The organism is Thermoactinomyces vulgaris (assembly GCF_003688725.1).
GTDB lineage: Bacteria > Bacillota > Bacilli > Thermoactinomycetales > Thermoactinomycetaceae > Thermoactinomyces > Thermoactinomyces vulgaris.
In genome coordinates this window covers 25,087-42,076 of sequence record NZ_REFP01000007.1, presented here as the reverse complement: position 1 = coordinate 42,076, position 16,990 = coordinate 25,087, and the positions used below count along the sequence as shown (strand labels likewise).

Genomic DNA, 16,990 nt, shown 5'->3' with positions numbered 1-16,990 from the left:
GTTTTTTGCACAAAAAAAGGGCGGGTCCCCTCTCAACTATATTTTTGCAGATAATGTGTCATCGCCATTAAAGGCCAAACATACGGATAGCTGTGGTAATACACATAAAACTGCCCGGAAAGACCCGCTCCCGCCGGATAAGACCATTCTTCCCCACGTTTCTCCATCATTTTCAACAAACAAGCCATCCCCTTTTCAATCGCCGGTGTCGGATGGTCATGGTAGGCGATCAAAGCATCCAATGCCCAAGCCGTTTGCACCGGAGTCGAAAACGAAAGGGGAACAAACCGGTCCTCCACATCACTGTAACAAGATTCTCCCCATCCCCCGTCGGGACGTTGCTTGGAGAGTAAAAACCGAATCCCTTTTTGCACGGAAACATGAGTTTCGGGCACTCCCACCGCAGCCAGTCCTTTCAGCGCCGCCCAAGTTCCATAAATATAGGAAACGCCCCATCGGCCAAACCAAGAACCGTCGGAATTCTGGTGATGATAAAGCCAACTCCATGCCCGCCTGACTTCAGGGCGGTCGATGGTCCAGCCAAGCTCCGATCCCAAAAAATGCAAAACGCGTCCGGTCAGATCCGCAGTGGACGGGTCGCCCCAAACTCTTTTTTCATTGCGGGCAGGCAACAACTTGAGCCACATCTTGTTCGTGTTTCGTTCAAAAGCAGGCCATCCGCCATCCCGGTTTTGCATGCTCAACAACCATTGCAATCCCCGTTTCCATTCATCCTGCGCCCAGCCTTCCCGGACAGCCGGAGCAATTGCATGCAAACATTGAACCGTATCATCCACATCCGGATTGATCGTATTGGTGTCGGAAAATCCCCATCCGCCCGGAATCGCATAACGATTCTTTAAACACCAGTCTCCGTACGATGTATGCTGTTTTAACAAAAGATAATTTCTTCCTTTCTGTATCACACCATGCCCGGGCGAAAGGCCCGCATTTTGCAATGCCGTCATCACCAGGGAAGTGTCCCAAACCGTCGAAGTTGCCTCCTGCAAATGAGCGCCCTCTTGAAGAGGAAAAATCATCCGGTCCAATCCTTCCATTGCCTTTTGGATCAACGGATGATCAGGCGGATAGTCGAGAGACAACAAAGCAAAAATCATCAAAAAGGTACTGGTCATATAACTGTACAGCGTCCCGTCTTCTTCAATGCGGGAAAGCAAAAAGTTCTCTCCCCAGTAAAGGGCCCGCTGATGGACATTCTTCTTAAAAAACGTGGAATAAGCCGTTGTTTCCACCGCGGGAAGCAAATCCTCTTTGGTCCAAAAATAATCCGGGTGCATGCGTTCCATATACGTCCGAAAAGAAGAAGGCAACCAGTCTTCCACTTCCCGATAACCTTTGAAATGAATGTAAAAATCCTGATCGGACGCCAACATGACGGGAGCGATGTGAACACGCGCATATCCCACGAAATCAAAAAAATTGACAGGGCTTGCGGCCGGCAACAGAAAAAACTCAACCGGCAGTTTGGTGATGCGCGACCAACTCCGGTGCCCAAGCAATGCCAGAACCACTTGCGTCAAGGAGCCCGCTTTCGTTTCCATGCCGCGGGAAAGCAGGAAGTCGCGCGCTCTTTTGAGCGAAGGATCATCGGGCGTTTTCACCCCGGAATACAAAAGCGCAAGGGAGGCATCCAAAGTGGCGGAAACATTCCCTTCCTTCTCATCCGGAAACGCTTTCCAGGTTCCATCACCGGTTTGTTTGTCCAGAATGCGTTCCAAAACCGGCGCCAAGGTGCCGGGGTCAGGACGCTTTAACACTTGATGCAACAGGACATAATACGCGTCGGTCCCAATTCCATTTTCAAAGCAAAACGGCCACGTTCCATCCGGGTTCTGTTTTTGGATCAACTCTTTTTTCAACCGGTGAATCATCGCTTGAACATGAAGAATCCATTGACTTTGCATCGCACTGCTCCTTCATTCCTGCTAGTTAAAACATATTCAGGGCGCGATGACAAATGACTAAAATTTGAGAATGGAATTTTCCATGATATTTTCCTGATTTTAGAGTAAAAATCTATTCCGTTTCCTGATAGAATAGAGATTACGATCAACATCGATTGCAGGAGGAAGGTTCGTGATGAAACGGATCAACAATGTGATGGTTCCGGTGGGCAAAAACGTAAAAGCGGTCGACAAAGAACGGCAGTTAAAGCTCCTGCTTCAATTTCCGCTGGTCGAAGAATTCAGGAAGCAACATCCTGAACTTCCGACAGAAGTTTATCAGCGTTCTTTCTCCTTCCTTCAGCAATTTGTGATGGAACGTTCCAATTGCCAACAATGTCCGGGGCTGGACCGATGCCCCAACATGATGAAGGGACATTACCCGGAACTGGAAGAGTATGGCGGTTATCTGGACCTGACCATGCATGAATGCAGCAAATGGAAATCGGAAAAACAAAAATCGCTGATTCAAAGCCATTACATCGCCAAAGAAATTCAACAATCGACGTTTGAGCAGATTGACTACGACCACCCGGAACGGAACAAAGCCATTTTGACCGCCATGGATTACTGCATCAGTTTCAAAGAATCCCCTCTTTCTTACGGCCTGTATTTATACGGGGCGTTTGGGGTGGGCAAAAGCTACATTGCCGGTGCGATCACCAATGAATTGGCCAAACACAACATCTCTTCGATCATGGTTCATTTCCCCGCCTTGGTCGAAGAATTGAAAGCATCCATTGCCGATAATCAAATCAGCCGGAAAATCGAGGCGTTAAAAACCACGCAAGTCCTGATCCTGGACGATATCGGCGCCGAGTCCTTGACCCCCTGGCTGAGGGACGAAGTGCTTTCCGTCATTTTACAAAGACGGATGACGGACCAACGGCCGACCATCTATACATCCAACATGACATTGGATGAGTTGGAAGAACACTTCAGCTATACGGCAAAAGGCGGATGGGAAATTTTAAAAGCCAAGCGGTTGATGGAACGAATTCGTCCTTTTGTGCAACCGGTGTTGGTTCAGGGACGAAACCGGCGCTATCCCGCTGAATGAAAAACCTTCATCAAAAACCCCTTTCCCGTGAGAAGGAGCTTTCTGATGAAGGTCACAACAAAGAGCGGAGCCATATTTCTGTCATGAATGCCCAAATCAGCCCTTTGGTCGACAACATCAGCAACCGCTGGTGTTCCAGGCATTCTTTCAGCCGTTCACAATGGATGATTCCCCAATCCGCCAAGATCGAGTCTTCATCCAGCAATTCTTTGACTTGTTCCCGGTGCTTCAGCAAAAAACGGGCCTCCATCGGCAACACCCGGTACTGCCGGGGCACATAGGCAATCACTTCACCCGGCAGCCAATCAAAAAACGCCTGTCTCAACACCGGTTTTTCGATCCATTGCCCCCCGCGAAACAGCACTTTCATTTCAGAAGGCAGGGAAATGGCGATTTCCATCAGTTTTCTGCTGACAAAGGGAAACAACATGTTCATTTGATGCGGGGACAATTGATGCAACTGAATAAGGGACTCCTTGTCCCGGTTTAATGAATACCCCATCGCTTGCCGGGCACTGGTTTTTTCTTTCAGCGAGCCTAGATAATTTTTGGCTTCTTTTGCCGCCTTGTCGGTAAAAAAAAGCGGAATCGGGATGTCTTCCGGATGATTGGCCCACGTCGGGCGAAGCATTCCCAGCTTTTCCATCAGCCGTCTGGATAACGTTTTGTTCCATATCCGCTTGGAAAAGCGTCCGGTTCCGTCATAGCCGAAAATATAGTCGCCAAAATACCCGGAAGCAAGCAGGTTGATCCCGTCCTTTTGGCTTTGCCTGCGGGCTTCTTTGATCATCAGGTAATCCAAGCCGGGATACGGCAAATAAAATTGGTTGGCATCTTTTGTTAACGCCTTCAAATCCCCCGGTTCAAGGATAATGAGCGGGACATTCGCCAATCGTGTCACCTTTTCCGCGCTGAAACGGACCTTGGACTTTTCGCCGCGCCATCCCCAATGATATGCAACGACCGGGATCTGGCAGGATTTTAACATCATGAGAATCGCCGAGGAATCAATGCCTCCGCTCAGCAAAACCCCCACCCGGTCGGCCGGTTCAATCCGGTCCTGGATCGTTTGGGTCAGGATTTCGATCACCAAATCCGCCGCTTGGTCCCATTTTAACTTGGCATAATCCGGCCGGGGACGCAATTGGTCAAACAGGGTCATCTCTTCATTCTCCCGGTGGACGCGGATCATGTGCCCGGCCGGCAGCTTTTTGATATCCCGAAAATAGGTCTGGGATGGCTCCTGGACTTCCGCAAAACAGGACCCCACCAGTTCTTCCTTTTTCACTTTGGACAAATAGGGACGGTCTTCTCCCAGTACCTGTTCAATCCGGGTGGACCAAAAGATCTGCCGCTTGGTCCGGCGCAGATAAAGGGAATATTTACACAACAAACTTCGGTAAATCAATCCGGTTCTTTCTTTCCTTTCAAAATAAACGACAATAAAAGCACCGTCGATTTGTTTTAAAAAACCGGGCCCTTCTTTCAACAATGTTTTGAATTCTTTTTTGGCCTCATGCCAGTTGTTGTTTTGGATCAGCTTCATCAAAGGTTCCAACCGGGGCGGATAACCCCAGACCTCACCGTAAAATTGGAAAAAACTCTGAAAAAAACCGAAATCAATGAATCCCTGGATCGGATCAAATTTTCTCAATGGACGTCAAACCTTTCCGGAATACGCTTAATTTCTCGAAAGTGCCATTCAACCTCCCATGATTCATTCAGGGGAATCTGCCGGAGTTCAACCCAGACATGCAAATTTTCAATCACATGGTCGTCACTTTTTTCCCCCAACACCATTTGCGCCGGAATCCCCAACTTTTTAAGAGACGCACACAATGACAGGGAACGGAGGAAAGAATCAATTTTTCCCGCATTCAACAGGGACACCACAAATTGCGACCAGACCATCACCCGCCTGGCGAACAAAAATTCCGCCAACGGATTTTTAATGCGCACGGGATCTTTGCATCGGATCGACTTGAGCCGGTCCATGGCTTTGTTTAAACCGTAAATCCGGTAAATCAAAAGCATCCAAACCGAAATCACGATCACCCGGAGCAACCGCTTGAACGGTAATGGAGGAACTTTGGCCGCCCGGTCCTTGGCAAACAAAAGAACAAAATACAGATTCACCCAAGAAAGCCTCCAATCCATAAAAAAAGCACAGTATTCCCGAACCCCTACTGTACTTTTCCTCTCACTTATCACTCTATCTGTCAACGGTTTGGCATGATTCAGCCATCAAGAAAAATCCCCCGGTTAATTCCATTTTAATGCAAATTTTTACATCTTTCAATAAACAACTCCTTTCAGCGGACGCTTGCAGCCATGGATGTTAAAAAAGGCGGAAGAATGAAAGCGTTGCCTCCGGGAGGACGTGAAAGTCCTTTCCAGGGCAACGCTTCAGCTTTGTTGAGGTGTAAACAGGTTCTCTCTCATTTTTTCCGCCGTGCATCCTTGTTTTTGATGGTTCTATGAAATGACGTGCCATCGCACAAGCACGAGAAATTTTACATTCCATCAATATGATAAAATCATTACGTTCCAAAAATGTCAAAGGAGCGTCCGGTAATGATTTTTTTGCCGTCTTCCATCTCCACCTGGATGACATCGATCAACGGAAGTTGAATTTCCAACCCGTCACCCGTCGACAATTTCACCATTTTGATGCGGTGCTCCGGCTTGTGCTCCACGTAACAAATCACACGGATTTCTTCTTTTTCCTGAAAATTGGTTTCATCTCGCAAATATTCGATTTGCGAACGTTGTCTCAATTCCGACAAAAATGGTCCGACCTTTTCCTTTTGGCCTTCAACCTGCACCTTCAACATAAGCAACTCCTCCCAAAATTTTGCGGTGTTTCAACCACTGAAACCAATCGGCATCTTCCTGACTATAGTTTATAAATCTATTTCTTACATTGCAAATCGATACAAAATTACTAATAATAGAAGGAATTTTGCAGATTTGTGCCAAACTAGATAAATAAATAAAAATAAAGCAAAAATGTTCACCCGGATTTTGCATATTTGCATGAAAAGCAACAAAAAAACAACCGAAAATAAACAAAAATTTTTTTATTTGCGGAGGTGAGTTCGTTGCTCCCTCTTGACCATGAGAATGCGGGGCGTGTCATTCGGAAAAGGCGGAAGGATTTGGGGCTCAGGCAAAGCGATTTGGTGGATAACATGATCAAACTCCATACCATCCGCAAAGTCGAAAAAGGCGAAGTGGTGAATGAGGATATATATCTGCACATATGCAACAAGCTGGATCTGGACATCAAGCAGTTATCCAAGTCTTATGATGACGAGAAGGAACGCGAAGAACAATTGAAATTCAAATTATTCGCGATCGAGCATGACATCGACATGGCGGGTCCGGACAAAGGTTTGGAAGAACTCAGGAAAACCGAGATTGACAAAAACTCCCCCTTGCTTCCCACATACCTCTTTTTAAAAGGAAAATGCATTGCCCGGAAAAAACATTGGAAAAAGGCACAGGCCCAATTTTTGAAAACGTTGAGCACACTGAAACAGTATCCCGATTGGAAATCAACCAACGTGCAAGCCGCAACCTACAATGAACTGGGCCGTTGTTGTTATTATTTGAACAATATCGAACAAGCCCTCCATTATATTGAAAAAGGGTTGGAATCCTATGACCCCTCCGGTGAACGCGAATATGTCGTGTACCATTTAAAAATGAGCAAAGTGATTTACCTTGAAAAATTAAACCGGAATGAAGATGCTTTCCGCACCTTGGAAGATATGTGGAAAGAAGTCGACAATATCGAGGGCATCGAGATCCGCAGCAGTATGTATGAAGTGCACGCCACCTTGCTCAGCAAACAGGAGCTGCATGAAAAGGCGATCGAATATGCCACCAAAGGCCTGCATCTGGCCCGTGTGGACCAAAATGTGGACCGCGCGTTTGAGCTCTGGACGGCGCTCGGGGATTGTTATCAAAACATGGGGGATTATTACAAAGCAGAAGTTGCATTTCGCACAGCATTAAAACTAGAAAAAAAAATCGGAAAAAAAAATATGTTGGTATCTACCTATACGAAACTAGGTATGCTATACTTAAAAACAAAAAAAATCCCCTTCGCACAAAAAGCTTTGCAGAATGCCGTACAAACAGGACAAAAAACAAACGATGCTTTAAAATACTGCAATGCTCTCATTGCTCTGGGCGATTGCTACATGCGCCAAAACAAAAACGGCGATGCACGCAAATGCCTGCAAAAAGCACTCACGATCTCCGAAAAACATGCACTCAAAATCCTTGAACCGGAAATCCTCGTCAAACTTGCAAAATGTTGCGAAGAGGAAGATCCTGTCACTTATGAAAAATATAAAAACAGATTTTTTCAAACTTACTGCCAATTACTTGAAAAAGGCGAGGGAAAATTGTAACCCCTTTCCCTTCCTTTTCCTGGAAAGGAGGGATCCGGATGAAACGCCTTTTCGGCGGAGAACCGCCCGCTGTTTGATCGTACTTTTCCAATCCAATCTTAATCTTAAGGAAGGGAGTTTAACACAATGACTTTTCTCTTTGACGGAGAACCGCCTGCCGTATAATTCCAAACCAAGCCAACTTTTCTTTTTGACTGAATGATCACAAAATTCGCGCAGCCATTTTGGGGGAATGGCTGCTTTTTTTATTTGATCTTTATAGAAAGTTTATATTAATTTTACAGAATTGTCAATGTTCTCTACCCTTTCCCAGACCGGATTGGAAAAGTACCGGTCACTATATTATTCGTAACCCGGTTCGAATTTGCATCCCTTCTCTTCCACTTTTTTTGAGAAATTTGCCATAGTCTTTTCAATTGAATTCACCACAGGCATTCAGTATGATAAAATCATTGCTTGATCATAGGGAAGGGAAGTACCATGTTGAAAAAAACTCTGCTGATTGTTTGCACACTCCTTCTTGCATCCGGTTGTTCAGTCTTCGCCGATTACCAGCTTTCACACCAACTGGTTGAGTCGATCGAACAGTTGGTCGTGCAACACAATGACACTGAACATACCCGGAACAAGATGGAAACGTATTATAAAAACATGGAAAAAAGCATGAACCAATTTCAACGCAGCATTCAAGAAACGGGAAAAGCCGATCCCAATGAGTTAAAAGCGCTCTTAAGCGATATGGACCAAGTGATCGCTGAACTTCGCAACTATCAAACAGAAGAAGAAAAAGCCCTGAAGCAACTGGACCAATTGATGAAAAAAGCGGAAGAAATGTCCGGTGACAAAGGTCAGATGGCAAAGGACACCTTAAATTTGTTTAAACAGCTGGTTCAGCGTGAATCCAGACTGGCCGAAGTGAATATCGGGATTTTGACGGCGAATAAAAATTACTACACCGCCATCGCCAAGAAAAATACGCCTCCCAAAGACCAATTTGAATCGTTAAATCAGGAAAGAAAGAAATTGGAGAAAGAAACGGAAACGCTCATTCAAAAATTTAATCAGTCTTGGGGCCGCTTCAGCGAGGAAGTCACAGGACAGCCTTTGAATAAAAGCAACAGCAATCCATCCTTATAATCCGTTTTGCCTGCCTTTTCTCTCCACGATGCGGAGAAAAGGCTTTTTTGTATGCAGGTGATCATATTTTTCAAATCCTTCCAAAAAAGAGGGAGACGCCGCTTTCGGCCACTCCCTTTTGACACAGCGGAAGGGACCGGTCGGCTGCGACGGTCCCTTTGATCATAATAAGCAAACCGGTTTTTAAACTTTGACAATCTGTTTTCCCAGGTTCTCTCCGTGAAACAGCCCCAAAAAGGCATCGACGGTGTTTTCGAATCCTTCCACAATGTTTTCTTTATATTTCAGCCGGCCGGCATTTACCCATTCTGCCAACTGCTTTAACCCTTCATCAAATTTGTCGGCGTAATCGGAAACGATAAATCCTTTCATCAAAGCGCTTTTAATCAACAATTGCGGCTGGATTCTCGGTCCGATATCCGGTTTTTCCAGATTGTACAGGGAGATTTGTCCACAGAGCGGAATCCGGGCCTGATGATTTAATAATGAAAGGACTGCATCGGAAATGTTCCCACCCACGTTGTCAAAATAGATGTCCACCCCGTCGGGACAAGCTTTTTTCAGTTCTTCCCGGATGGAGTCCGTCTTTTTATAGTTAATCGCGGCATCAAAACCCAATTCGTTCTTCAAAAATTCCACTTTCGTCCCGGAACCGGCAATCCCGACCACTCGGCAACCCTTGATTTTGGCAATTTGTCCCACGGTCATGCCGACGGCTCCAGCGGCACCGGAGACCACCACCGTTTCCCCTTCCTTGGGCTGTCCGATTTCCATCAGTCCAAAATAAGCGGTAAGCCCCGGCATGCCCAAAACGCCGAGAGCGGTGGAAATCGGAGCCAGATCCGGATTCACCTTGGTCAATTCATCTTCCCCGGCCACGGCAAATTTCTGCCAACCGTAATTGCCGAGGACAATCTCTCCTTCATCAAACAGTTTGGATTCCGATGCAATCACCTCACCGACCACTCCGCCGGTAATCACTTCATTCAGCCGGTAAGGCGGTACATACGATTTTTGGTCGTTCATTCTCCCGCGCATGTAAGGATCGACGGACAGATATAACGTCTTGACCAGAACCTCACCGCTTGACGGTTGAGGAATCTCCTCTTCCACCCATGCAAAATCTTCAGGCACCGGCATTCCTTGAGGACGTCTGGCCAGCAAAATTTTTTGGTTTCTCTCTTTCCCCACGGATAACTCCCCCTTCATTCGACATTTAATAACGATATTATTCCCGCAACCTGTTTCATTCAAACGGCTTTTCAAATAAAATGAAAATGAGAAGGGATGTGATGACCGCGATGCAGCCGATTCGTTGCCTTGAGTGCTACAAACAGCGTCCGGGCGGCCGTTGTGACTTTTGCCCGCTGCACCGGAAAAACCGCGACAAGTATCAAGCATTGGGAGACGGATGGTATTTGCCGAAAGAAGAGAAGCAACCTGTTGAATCAGATCACCTCTCTTCTCGCAAATCCCCACCAAGCCAAGAAAATAAACAAGACATAGTGAACCGCAAGCATCACCAATGAGAAGCCCAAGGTCATCCCGTCAAATGCCGGGAATCCTCCAAAAATATAATTCGCCAAATCCACATTCGCAAAGAGAAGATATTTTCCCCATTGGACATCGAACCCCCGGAGCAATTCCACCCAAAAATACCCGGTGAAATACAGAAACAGGGTAAGTCCGATGGACAGCGAATTTTTGGTTGTCAAGGCCGAAATCGCAAAAGCCATGGTCACCATCATCACCATTTCCACCCACTTGCATCCGTAGATCACCAGGGCACGCGCCAAAAGCATCCCCGAATCTCCCCGGACAGGTGAACCGAAAAAAACCCATCCGTACAAGGCGGAAGTCCCCGCCAGCAACAAAACCCCTGCCAGCAACAAGAGTAAAACCGAGGCATACTTGGACAACAAGATTTTCAAACGGGAAACCGGGCGAATCCAAAGATACGTCATCGTCCCCCAGGCATATTCACTGCTGACGGCATCCGCGGCAATGATCAAAGCAAACAATTCCACCACCGGCAAAAGAAAAGTGTTCGTAAGAAAAAATCCCCAGACATCTTCCTTGATGCCGCTTACGGATTGCAAAAACAAACAGACAAACGCCATGACAAATCCGGCAAGCAAAAGAATTATAAAGAAAACCGATGTACGGGTCCTCAGAAAAATTTTCATCAACTCATTATGTACAAGCCGGTTCCAGTGGACCATCCGCTTCACCTTCAATCATTTCCAAATACTGATCTTCCATGGTCTGATGAACCACCCCGATTCCGTAAACTTTGACTCCTTGTTTCATTAATTCGGCAGTGAACTCCGGAATTTGTCCTTTTTTTAACATGATTTCAAATCCCTTGGGGACAGGCACAAATTCCTTTTCCCAATTCAATTCTTGTAAGGCGGTTTTCACGTTTTCCAGCGAATCCACTTCAAAACGGACCCAACCTGCCTCCTCTTCCTTGTCCGGTTCTCTCTTTAGCGAGCGGACCGCCACGCATTTTCCCGCATTCATCACCGCAAACCGGTCACACATCCTCTGCATTTCCGACAACAAGTGTCCGGATATGAGCACGGCCGTTTTTTGTTCCCTTGCCAGCTTGCCCAATAAATCGCGCAACCGGCGGATTCCTATGGGATCGAGACCGTTGACGGGCTCATCCAATATCAACAGGCGGGGCTTGGGAAGAATCGCCTGTGCCAATCCCAAACGTTGTTGCATGCCCGGGGAAAAGGTATGCACCGGATCATGAACGGAATCGCCAAGATCCAGGAAAGCGATTACTTCATCGATCCGCTCTTTTTCGACATCCGGCATCATCCGCGCAAAAAGGCGTAAATTTTGATACCCGGTTAAAAAGGGATACCACTTGGGACGTTCCACAATGGCGCCGACCGGCCGGATCGCCTTTTGAAATTGGGTGCGGACTGAATATCCGTCAATGAACACATCTCCCTGATCCAACTTCATCAAACCGACAATCAACCGGATCAACGTTGTTTTTCCCGCACCGTTCGGGCCAAGCAAGCCAAACACCTCTCCCGGGTAAACATCAAAAGAAACTTGGTCAATCACCTTTTGTTTTGCAATCGATTTGGATATATTTTTGATCTCAAGTATCGGTTGCCGGTCCATGTTTTTCTCTCCTTCATCCAACGGCCTTGTCTTTCAAATTGTAACAAAACCGCACAGAGTGACAAGGAAACGTTTGATGAACGAACCAAACAAAAACACCGCTCTCAAAGGAACGGTGCCGGATAAAAAATTTTGCCGCTTATCTTTCCAACACCGGGTAACAGCTTTTCAGCTCAGAAATGCCATCCTGTTGATGGATGGAGGCAAGTACCCGGTTTAAATCGGCTTTGACCGCTTCATGTGTCACCAAAATAATTTCCGCACGGTAACCTCCGTTATAAGGTTTTTGAATCACTTGCTCCATGGAAATGTGGTTTTCCGCAAACAGTTGAGTCAGCCGGGCCAGCACTCCCCGCTCATCGGCCACCACCAGCCGCAAGAAATATTTTGATCCTTTCTCTTGGTCGGTTTTTAATCGTTTGGTTTCATAAGGCGCCACCATTCTTTGCCCGTTGACGCCCAGTTTCATATTCCGGATAATCGTCACAAGATCAGACACCACGGATGTCGCCGTCGGCAATGAACCTGCCCCCGGGCCGTAAAACATGGTTTCCCCGACCGCTTCCCCTTCGATCAAAATGGCATTATTCACCCCGTCGATGGAAGCGAGCGGATGTTTTTGGGACAGGAATGTCGGTTGAACGCTCACTTCGACCTTATCGTGGTCCCGTTTGGCCAAACCCAGCAGTTTTAATTCATAGCCCAGATCTTTGCCCAACTCGATATCCTCCATGGAAACTTTTGTAATCCCCCGCACATCCACTTCATCCGGATGGACAGCGATGTGGAAACCCAGCGTGGACAAGATGGACATTTTATATGCCGCATCCCACCCGTTCACGTCGGAAGAAGGATCGGCTTCCGCATACCCCAGCTTTTGCGCCTCTGAAAGAGTGTTCTCAAAGCTTGCTTTGTTTTGGCTCATCTTGGATAAAATGTAATTGGTCGTCCCGTTGACCACTCCCATGATCTTGTGGATCCGGTCGGAGGAAAAGCTGTCCATTAACGCCCGCAAAATGGGAATCCCGCCGGCCACACTGGCCTCGTAATAAACATCGCATTGATTTTCCTGTGCCACCCGCAAAATCTCCGCCCCATAAAGAGCCATCAAATCCTTGTTCGCAGTAACCACATGTTTTTTCCTTTTCAGAGCCGTCAGAATATATTCCTTTGCCGGTTCAATGCCCCCCATCACTTCAATCACCACATCAATTTCCGGATTTTCAATCACTTCCCCCGGATGAAGGGTCATTTGATCCGGATTCACATCGGTTTCCCTTTTTTTGTGCAGGTCTTGCACAAGGACTTTATGAATTTCCACATGCAGCCCGGTCTCTTTATACAGATCCTGTTGATGATCCGAAATAATCCGCACGACCCCTTGTCCGACAGTTCCCAATCCCAATAGACCCACTTTGACGGCTTGTCTTACCATATTCTCCCTCCCGCTTGATGTAAACAATGGACAAAAGAAGGTTTTGTCCTCCGTAGAAATACATATGTTTTCCGTATGGAGACAGTATAACGAATTCAAAAAAAATTAGCAACCGATATGAAAAAGAAAAAACAGGAGATGATGGTTTCTTCTTAATATTGTCATTTTTTTCTCTTATAAATTTGATAAGATTACTATATACAAGATCATGAAAGCGTTTTTTTGGCATAAAGAGAAAAAAACCGGCGAAGTCCTTGTCTATTTCAATAAGGGGGTTTTTTCGCTTATGATGTTTAAAACCTTATTGGCCAAAATGGGGAAGGGCGGAGCACAGACAGACTTGATTCTGGAAAAGGATCGAGTGCATTTGGGAGATCAAGTGAAGGGAAAATTATTGGTTCGCGGAGGCATCATTGATCAAGAAATCCACCAGGTCGCGACCGATCTGATGATTCATATCCGGATGGAACAACAAGTGCATTCCTATTCCATTGCATCATTCCCGTTTCATTCTCCATGCTCTGTTCGTCCCTCGGAAGAAATCACGTTTCCTTTTTCTTTTCGACTGCCTGCAAACCTGCTCGTTTCCGGTTATACCGTCTCCTATCAATTTGTCACCCGGCTGGAAGTGGGTACCGGTGAGAAATACACAAAAACCGATCCGGTCATTATCACCCCGCCCCGTTCTTTTCAACCTTTGTTAAATGCTTTGGAGCAATTGGGGTTCCATGAAAAATACGGCTCCCGCAGCTATGATGGAAAAATGCAAACGTTTGAATTTAATCCCACTGCTTTTTTGAAAAAGAAAGTCCGTGAATTAGAAATGGCTGTTGCCATCGGAAAGGAAACGGTTTATATGTTGGTACAACTGCCATCTCTGGCGGCTTGCCGGGAAATCAAGTTGAAACGCGAATGGTTCAATCAACCGGAACGGCTGAAAAACTTTTTGCAGGCATCTTTATGGGAAATGGTGTATTATCCGGAGCACTGTCAACAAAGCAAAGAAATGTTTTATAAAAAATACTGTTCTCTCCCCGGGTCCATCGGCGCTTTTGCCGGAGAGTGGTCGGAGCATTATGAACACCCGGACTGGGTGATCAATCAGAAAAAGGCTTGACGACGAATCCATCGCCAAGCCTTTTTTGCAATCATGATTCCAATGGAGCTTTCTCCATGGCATCTTCTTGATGTGGTTCCTTTGAATCCAGCGGAGAGACAATGATCCGGGAAATACGCAACTGATCCATCTCTTTGACGGTAAACACCCACTTGTCAAACGATACTTGATCCCCTTCCTCCGGCACTTTATCCAGCTCGGAGAAAAGCCAACCGCCGATGGTGTCATTATCCGGATCCTCGATCGAAATGTTGAAATGTTCATTGACATCCTCGATCAACAAGCTGGCATCGATCAATGTGTCTTCTCCGACTTTTTGGATCAACGGCAGTTCGTTATCAAATTCATCCTGGATTTCTCCAAAGATCTCTTCAATGATATCTTCGGTTGTCAACAACCCTGAGGTTCCGCCGTATTCATCCACAACAATCGCCATTTCCACGCGATTCTTTTGCAAGTTATGGAAAATATCCTTTAACTCCATGGTTTCCGGCACCACCACCACCGGGCGGATGATTTGGGAAATATCCGGTTTTTCCCCTTCCGCAATGTATTTATAAATATCACGGATGTGCACTATCCCTTTGATATCGTCTTTATCCTGACCGCAAACCGGGAAGCGGGTATGATGGTTTTCTTTTATGATTTCAAAATTTTCTTCAAACGAATTTCCTTCAAAAAGGCAAACCATTTTCACCCTTGGTACCATGACTTCCCTGGCGATTCTTTCCGTAAAGTCAAAAACGTTATCAAACAACGTCAATTCGGTTTTGTCAATCACTCCGCTTTTATGGCTTTGCGCGATCAGCATCCGGATTTCTTCTTCCGTATGCGCTTGCTGATCCGCTTTTCCGTCGACACCGATTATTTTCAACGCCAAATTGGCTGAAGAGTTCAAAATAAAGATGAAAGGCTTAAACAAATTGTAAAACCAATTGAGCGGTGTTGCCGTCCATAAGGTTGTTTGCTCCGACTGGCGGATGGCCAGGGATTTTGGAGCCATTTCCCCCAAAACAATATGCAAAAATGTGATGATCAAAAATCCGATCACCGCGGAAATGGTATGAATGACCCAGCCGGGCATGCCGAAGTAAGCAAGCACCGGTTCAATCATTCTTGCAATGGCTGGCTCACCAACCCATCCCAATCCAAGCGAAGCCAGGGTGATTCCCAACTGCGTTCCTGACAAGTATGCATCCAAGTTCTTTACAACTTTTTTGGCTACCTGAGCACGGCGTCCTTTCATATTGGCAAGTTGCGTCGCTCTTACCTTGACAATGGCAAATTCTGCAGCAACAAAAAAGCCGTTTAAAAATACGAGAAAAAGCACCAGGATTAATTTCAATATAATACTTATCACTTCGTCCAAATCTTTTTCCCCCTATTAAACACCGCAAAAATCATGAAGTAAAAAGAAATCAAATCTTATTATAACGCATTTTTTCTCATGGGCGTTGATCATTTGATGAAATCATAAACCGGGCAAATCGTCAAGATCACCAGTACCAACAAGGTCAGGTAGTAATCCCGCTTCTGCTGTTTCATCACTGGTGTCTTCTTCATGAAACCGTCGATCCTGACATCCATCCATGCAGAGGAAAAGCCGGCCGACCCATGAATGGAAGACACGGGGGAAGATTGTTCCAAAATCTTCAAAAGAGCGGAAGCCAACGGTTTTAAACCGCATTGCCCGATGGCATGCCGGTCGGCAGCCAGTTCCTTTTCTAAATCATATTGTTTTGACCAGGTTCTGATTAATGGAAAATAAAAAAACCCGGCAGATGCACTTTTGGCAAACCATATTTTTAACGGATCCCTTTGTTTGCAGTGATAAACCTCATGTTCCAACACGGCTTTCAGCTCTTCCTCATGAAGCGCTTCCATCATTCCTTCGCTCACCAAAATTTGCGGGCGGAACCATCCGTACGCAAAGGCAAAAGGCTGAGGATGTTTCACCACCTTAAACGGGATTGAGGTCTTCTTTTGCATCTGGTGAACCAACGGGAAAAAGGCATCGGATTGCCATTTTAACAGTTGGTTGATCTTTCGTTTTGTTCGGATCAGAATCGTTGCCGAACGGACGGAAAAAATCATCAGACTGAGGATGAAAATCCCCTGCACAAGATCATGATGGATCCACCGGGACTCCCCAAAAAACCTGTCACAACAGTGATCCATCCATCCGGCCGCAAACCAGTTGAAAACACCCCATCCCACGGTAAAGGCAAAAAGCTTTTGGAACGAACTCATTTTCGTTCCCCTTCCTCTAACTCATTTAACAACTGTTTCAACTTTCTCAGTCCGTCCGGTGCGTTGCCCACCGCATCGACAAATTGGGCAATCGCAATATCCCCGAAATCATCCAAGATACCTTGGATCGTATGAGAGGAAAAATGACGGATCAAATCTTCCGGTTGATAACGTGCTTTGTAAAGATATCTCTTTCCCTTTTTCTTCCGGCTCAACACGCTTTTTTGGTGGAGGCGGTTCATCACCGTCATAATGGTTGTATAAGCGTAATGCTTGTGCGCCGGCAATTGATCCAACACCTCTTGCACGGTTTGCCAATCTTTTTGCCAAATGATTTTCAGGACTTCCAGCTCCAAAGGACCGAATAATTTGCTTAACATCTTGTGTTGTTCTTCTGTCATCATCGTCGTTTCCTCTCCTTCTTTCTTCATTGTATCAGCCTCCAAACCTTTCGGTGGAAAA

The 16,990-nt window shown here is 46.1% G+C and carries 15 protein-coding genes; 4 read left to right on the top strand and 11 right to left on the bottom strand.

Annotated features, from left to right (window positions below):
- Positions 1–32: 32 nt before the first annotated feature.
- Complete coding sequence (locus tag ATH33_RS00550; protein WP_121873932.1) at positions 33–1,925, bottom strand: terpene cyclase/mutase family protein; 1,893 nt, start codon at positions 1,923–1,925, stop codon at positions 33–35.
- Between the two features lie 175 nt (positions 1,926–2,100).
- Between ATH33_RS00550 and dnaI the strand changes: the two genes are divergently transcribed.
- Positions 2,101–3,024, top strand: coding sequence for a primosomal protein DnaI (gene dnaI / locus ATH33_RS00545; RefSeq protein WP_037994361.1), 924 nt, complete (start codon positions 2,101–2,103; stop codon positions 3,022–3,024).
- Between the two features lie 52 nt (positions 3,025–3,076).
- Here the strand turns inward: dnaI and ATH33_RS00540 are convergent, their stop codons facing one another.
- From ATH33_RS00540 to ATH33_RS00530, 3 genes are all read right to left on the bottom strand, one after another.
- Positions 3,077–4,570, bottom strand: coding sequence for an asparagine synthase-related protein (locus tag ATH33_RS00540; RefSeq protein ID WP_082240604.1), 1,494 nt, complete (start codon positions 4,568–4,570; stop codon positions 3,077–3,079).
- A gap of 104 nt (positions 4,571–4,674) precedes the next feature.
- The gene (locus ATH33_RS00535) at positions 4,675–5,160 is read right to left on the bottom strand and encodes a transglutaminase-like domain-containing protein (protein ID WP_037994357.1); all 486 of its coding nucleotides are present in this window, start codon (positions 5,158–5,160) and stop codon (positions 4,675–4,677) included.
- Positions 5,161–5,564: 404 nt separating this feature from the next.
- Positions 5,565–5,858 carry a hypothetical protein gene (locus tag ATH33_RS00530; RefSeq protein WP_037994354.1) on the bottom strand — a complete coding sequence of 98 codons (294 nt, stop codon included), beginning with the start codon at positions 5,856–5,858 and terminating at the stop codon, positions 5,565–5,567.
- 267 nt (positions 5,859–6,125) lie between these two features.
- Here ATH33_RS00530 and ATH33_RS00525 point away from each other — a divergent pair, with 267 nt between their 5' ends.
- Together ATH33_RS00525 and ATH33_RS00520 are read left to right on the top strand one after the other, a co-directional pair.
- Positions 6,126–7,445 (top strand): helix-turn-helix domain-containing protein, encoded by a 1,320-nt coding sequence (locus ATH33_RS00525; RefSeq protein ID WP_121873931.1) that lies wholly within the window; start codon positions 6,126–6,128, stop codon positions 7,443–7,445.
- Positions 7,446–7,925: 480 nt separating this feature from the next.
- Positions 7,926–8,582, top strand: coding sequence for a hypothetical protein (locus tag ATH33_RS00520; RefSeq protein ID WP_037994349.1), 657 nt, complete (start codon positions 7,926–7,928; stop codon positions 8,580–8,582).
- A gap of 183 nt (positions 8,583–8,765) precedes the next feature.
- On the opposite strand, the gene ATH33_RS00515 is transcribed toward ATH33_RS00520, so the two are convergent.
- From ATH33_RS00515 to ATH33_RS00500, 4 genes are all read right to left on the bottom strand, one after another.
- Positions 8,766–9,773, bottom strand: coding sequence for an NADP-dependent oxidoreductase (locus ATH33_RS00515; RefSeq protein ID WP_255347160.1), 1,008 nt, complete (start codon positions 9,771–9,773; stop codon positions 8,766–8,768).
- 257 nt (positions 9,774–10,030) lie between these two features.
- A complete protein-coding gene (locus tag ATH33_RS00510; RefSeq protein ID WP_037994344.1) occupies positions 10,031–10,804 on the bottom strand; it encodes an ABC transporter permease in 774 nt (257 codons plus the stop codon).
- Complete coding sequence (locus ATH33_RS00505; protein ID WP_062842855.1) at positions 10,776–11,726, bottom strand: ABC transporter ATP-binding protein; 951 nt, start codon at positions 11,724–11,726, stop codon at positions 10,776–10,778. Before ATH33_RS00505 ends, ATH33_RS00510 begins: the two co-directional genes overlap by 29 nt.
- Positions 11,727–11,865: 139 nt before the next feature.
- Entirely contained in the window at positions 11,866–13,161 is a 1,296-nt protein-coding gene (locus ATH33_RS00500) for a homoserine dehydrogenase (RefSeq protein ID WP_062842854.1), read from the bottom strand.
- A gap of 286 nt (positions 13,162–13,447) precedes the next feature.
- On the opposite strand from ATH33_RS00500, the gene ATH33_RS00495 reads away from it, so the two are divergent.
- Positions 13,448–14,278, top strand: a complete 831-nt coding sequence (locus tag ATH33_RS00495; RefSeq protein ID WP_170151197.1) for a sporulation protein — start codon at positions 13,448–13,450, stop codon at positions 14,276–14,278.
- Between the two features lie 31 nt (positions 14,279–14,309).
- Here ATH33_RS00495 and ATH33_RS00490 read toward each other — a convergent pair whose 3' ends face one another.
- The 3 genes from ATH33_RS00490 to ATH33_RS00480 form a co-directional block, all read right to left on the bottom strand.
- On the bottom strand, positions 14,310–15,638 hold the full coding sequence (locus tag ATH33_RS00490) for a hemolysin family protein (protein WP_309485139.1): 1,329 nt from the start codon (positions 15,636–15,638) through the stop codon (positions 14,310–14,312).
- A 98-nt stretch (positions 15,639–15,736) separates the two neighbouring features.
- Positions 15,737–16,528, bottom strand: coding sequence for a M56 family metallopeptidase (locus tag ATH33_RS00485; protein ID WP_049719743.1), 792 nt, complete (start codon positions 16,526–16,528; stop codon positions 15,737–15,739).
- A complete protein-coding gene (locus ATH33_RS00480; RefSeq protein ID WP_231564581.1) occupies positions 16,525–16,959 on the bottom strand; it encodes a BlaI/MecI/CopY family transcriptional regulator in 435 nt (144 codons plus the stop codon). The genes ATH33_RS00485 and ATH33_RS00480 overlap by 4 nt, the downstream gene beginning before the upstream one ends.
- Between the last annotated feature and the right edge of the window lie 31 nt (positions 16,960–16,990).

Excerpts from the sequence above, each read along its gene's own strand:
- ATH33_RS00550 (WP_121873932.1), bottom strand. The coding sequence starts at position 1,925 with ATGCAAAGTCAATGGATTCTTCATGTTCAAGCGATGATTCACCGGTTG.
- dnaI (WP_037994361.1), top strand. The coding sequence starts at position 2,101 with ATGAAACGGATCAACAATGTGATGGTTCCGGTGGGCAAAAACGTAAAA.
- ATH33_RS00540 (WP_082240604.1), bottom strand. The coding sequence starts at position 4,570 with ATGAAGCTGATCCAAAACAACAACTGGCATGAGGCCAAAAAAGAATTC.
- ATH33_RS00530 (WP_037994354.1), bottom strand. The coding sequence starts at position 5,858 with ATGTTGAAGGTGCAGGTTGAAGGCCAAAAGGAAAAGGTCGGACCATTT.
- ATH33_RS00520 (WP_037994349.1), top strand. The coding sequence starts at position 7,926 with ATGTTGAAAAAAACTCTGCTGATTGTTTGCACACTCCTTCTTGCATCC.
- ATH33_RS00510 (WP_037994344.1), bottom strand. The coding sequence starts at position 10,804 with ATGGTCCACTGGAACCGGCTTGTACATAATGAGTTGATGAAAATTTTT.
- ATH33_RS00505 (WP_062842855.1), bottom strand. The coding sequence starts at position 11,726 with ATGGACCGGCAACCGATACTTGAGATCAAAAATATATCCAAATCGATT.
- ATH33_RS00500 (WP_062842854.1), bottom strand. The coding sequence starts at position 13,161 with ATGGTAAGACAAGCCGTCAAAGTGGGTCTATTGGGATTGGGAACTGTC.
- ATH33_RS00495 (WP_170151197.1), top strand. The coding sequence starts at position 13,448 with ATGATGTTTAAAACCTTATTGGCCAAAATGGGGAAGGGCGGAGCACAG.
- ATH33_RS00485 (WP_049719743.1), bottom strand. The coding sequence starts at position 16,528 with ATGAGTTCGTTCCAAAAGCTTTTTGCCTTTACCGTGGGATGGGGTGTT.
- ATH33_RS00480 (WP_231564581.1), bottom strand. The coding sequence starts at position 16,959 with ATGAAGAAAGAAGGAGAGGAAACGACGATGATGACAGAAGAACAACAC.